A 2,455-nucleotide genomic window follows, 5' to 3' on the forward strand; every position below is an offset into this window, starting at 1 on the left:
TTACGTGGGGGCGAAGCGCCGCAAGCTCGACGACCTCACCTACCCGCACGGCATCGCTTTCGGTTTCGCGCAGGCGCTGGCGCTGATCCCGGGTGTCTCCCGCTCGGGCGGCACCATCACGATGGGGGGGCTGAGGGATGGAAGAAGGGGCGGAGTTCGTGGGCATGAGCGAACCTGTTCGTCAGGCCCGGCCCTACCGCCAGCAGCATCTTCGAGGGCGGTGGCATATGCCCTCTAGATGCAAGCGTACTACGGCAGGTATTTCCGTGGTACCCGATGGGGGTACGAGGTACTCTTGTGGTCTGACCACACGCACGCCGAGGGGATGGAGACCCACGATGAGCACGATGAGCATGAACGGCCGCACGATGTCGATGACGATGGGTGCCGCCCGCCCTCGTCCCGCCTCCGACGTGATTCAGGACGTCGCCCGCTGGCAGGCCGCCCTGCTCGTTGGCCGCGATCCGGGGGCCACCCCCGTGGGCGAATCTGGCTGGCCCCTGTCTCGTCAGGCTGCCCGCTCCTACTTCGGTACGGACGTGCTCAGCGGGTCCACCTGCGCGTTCGGCTGAATCGTCCCGCGGCGGCTGTCCCCGCTGTCCCGTCCCATCCCGTCCGCCCCTACGTAGTAGGGGCGTGGGGATGGGATGGGACGGGACGAGGGGACCGACGCCGCCACGGTGCTACGGGCTCTTCATGGCCTTCTTCATGGCCTCGATCGCTCGGCGCGGTGGATACGCCCCGCCGATCTCCTTCGCCCTCTTGAACAGCTTCTGCACACCGAGGTCGCGCGGGATTCCGTTCTCATCGAAGAACGTGCCCGTCCGGTCCGTCGTCCACTCCTCCCGAGGCTCCGCCTTCGGTGTGCTGGAGGCCTTACCCCTCGCCCATGGCGGGCCGTTGCGACGCACCTTCTCGGGGACCGGCTTGTACTCGGCGCGCTCCTCGTCGGTCATGTCCACTACGCGCTGATACTCGGCGGCGAGGGCGGCCGGGTCCGTCTCGTCGGCATCGTGCAGCATGCAGGTGTCGGCTGCGGGAAGCATGCCGCGCTCGGGATCTAGGACGTACGACACGCGCCGCCAGCGCCCTTCCTCGTCGGAGTGTCCGCACTCCCACGAGACGCGCGCCTGTTCGACCGTCACGGGTCGCCCTGCCGCCTTCAGCACCGAGGCGAAGGTCTGCACTCGGAGCTTGGGCGGCAGTTGCTGTCCGAGGGCGAATGCAGCCCGCTCTGCCTCCTCGCGAGCGTGTACCTCCGCCCGGGCGCGAGTCAGGCGGTCCCACTCGTCGCTCCACTCGCTGCCGTCCACGGATACGGCCTCCTCGACCAGAACGGCGAGTTCAGAGCGCCAGTCCCAGCCGCCGAGCGCGTCCGCCTCGACGTGGCAGCATCGCTCCACTTCGAGGGCGGGCACGGCATCCGCTACGAGGATCGGCACTCTCAGGTCGCGGAGCGTCTTCGGATAGCGGATCCGCACGAAGCCGTCGCACTCCTCGTGCAGAACGTCTTCCCAGCGTGCGTCTCCGGTGCGCCCGGTCACAGGTCGCACCCGACGCGCGCTGTACTCCAACCGTGTGGGCTGGTGCGGGTAGTAGCTCGCGCACATGACGATCACGCCCGCGGCGCTGCTGTAGGCGTTGAGCCCGCGGTCCTTGGCGGCGCTCGACAGGAGATCGAGCGCCTTTCGGGCCGGGATCACTCGATCATCCATCGGCGTCCTCCTCCTCGCCGTACCACTCGCCGCGAGCGCGGCGATCTTCGAACTCGCGCAGGGCTTCGTCAGCCTCCGCGCGCTCCTTCTCGCTCAGCCGGAGCGGCGATGACTTCGGGAGCGAGAGGCGATGGAACTCCGCGATGCCCTCGGCGCGCATACGCTCTGCCTCTGCAATCTCAGCGGCGAGGCTCTCGTCGGCGCTCACGACTCGTCCTGGGCGACCTCGGCGCTCACCGCCTCGACCACGGTCACGATTCGCGCGTCAGGCCCGAAGGGCGTTCGCGGCTGACGCTTCGCCGCGGGGATGACTTCCAGCAGGCGCTCGACTTCGTTGAGATCGACGCGGATCGCGCGCGTGCCGGGAAGCTTGAAGCCGGTGAGGGTGCCGTCGCTGATCCGGTTGCGGATGGTGCGGACGTCGCAGCCCCAGATGCGGGCAGCCTGCTCCTGGGTGCCGAGACGACGGCGGGCGGGGGAAGTGGGGTTGTTGATGGACATGGGATGACTCCTTGGAGTGAGCACCGACTAGGTGCGCTTCGTCATCCGTTCTGCTCAACCGGTTCCGGCTATCGGCCCGTCTGGCCGATGCTTCGTTAGCGGCGAGGTCCATGATTACGCAGCAGCGCTGCGTGCCGACTTGGAGGTCATCGCCGACTGCGGGCACTACCCATGGGTCGAGCAACCGGCGCGGTTGCGGGAATGTCTCGTCCCCTGGCTCGCTCCTACCGAGAGCTGAC

Annotated in this window: 4 protein-coding genes and 1 pseudogene; 2 read left to right on the top strand and 3 right to left on the bottom strand. The window is 68.1% G+C overall.

The genetic code is table 11. The features are described 5' to 3' along the window. Together KZA10_RS12410 and KZA10_RS12415 are read left to right on the top strand one after the other, a co-directional pair. Positions 1–127, top strand: a pseudogene (locus tag KZA10_RS12410) (undecaprenyl-diphosphate phosphatase); the annotation flags it as partial. Between the two features lie 211 nt (positions 128–338). Continuing rightward, positions 339–572 carry a hypothetical protein gene (locus KZA10_RS12415; protein ID WP_218683022.1) on the top strand — a complete coding sequence of 78 codons (234 nt, stop codon included), beginning with the start codon at positions 339–341 and terminating at the stop codon, positions 570–572. A gap of 111 nt (positions 573–683) precedes the next feature. Here the strand turns inward: KZA10_RS12415 and KZA10_RS12420 are convergent, their stop codons facing one another. From KZA10_RS12420 to KZA10_RS12430, 3 genes are read right to left on the bottom strand one after another with little or no spacing between them, the layout of a single operon-like run. After that, positions 684–1,715 carry a hypothetical protein gene (locus KZA10_RS12420; RefSeq protein WP_218683023.1) on the bottom strand — a complete coding sequence of 344 codons (1,032 nt, stop codon included), beginning with the start codon at positions 1,713–1,715 and terminating at the stop codon, positions 684–686. Then, positions 1,708–1,923, bottom strand: coding sequence for a hypothetical protein (locus KZA10_RS12425; protein WP_218683024.1), 216 nt, complete (start codon positions 1,921–1,923; stop codon positions 1,708–1,710). The genes KZA10_RS12420 and KZA10_RS12425 overlap by 8 nt, the downstream gene beginning before the upstream one ends. Beyond that, positions 1,920–2,216 carry a helix-turn-helix domain-containing protein gene (locus KZA10_RS12430; RefSeq protein ID WP_218683025.1) on the bottom strand — a complete coding sequence of 99 codons (297 nt, stop codon included), beginning with the start codon at positions 2,214–2,216 and terminating at the stop codon, positions 1,920–1,922. The genes KZA10_RS12425 and KZA10_RS12430 overlap by 4 nt, the downstream gene beginning before the upstream one ends. Between the last annotated feature and the right edge of the window lie 239 nt (positions 2,217–2,455).

It is taken from the genome of Microbacterium sp. BF1 (assembly GCF_019279095.1).
Lineage (GTDB): Bacteria > Actinomycetota > Actinomycetes > Actinomycetales > Microbacteriaceae > Microbacterium > Microbacterium maritypicum.

What these genes read in the sequence shown, in the direction of transcription:
- KZA10_RS12430 (WP_218683025.1), bottom strand. Translation starts at nt 2,216, where the DNA reads ATGTCCATCAACAACCCCACTTCCCCCGCCCGCCGTCGTCTCGGCACC.
- KZA10_RS12415 (WP_218683022.1), top strand. Translation starts at nt 339, where the DNA reads ATGAGCACGATGAGCATGAACGGCCGCACGATGTCGATGACGATGGGT.
- KZA10_RS12420 (WP_218683023.1), bottom strand. Translation starts at nt 1,715, where the DNA reads ATGGATGATCGAGTGATCCCGGCCCGAAAGGCGCTCGATCTCCTGTCG.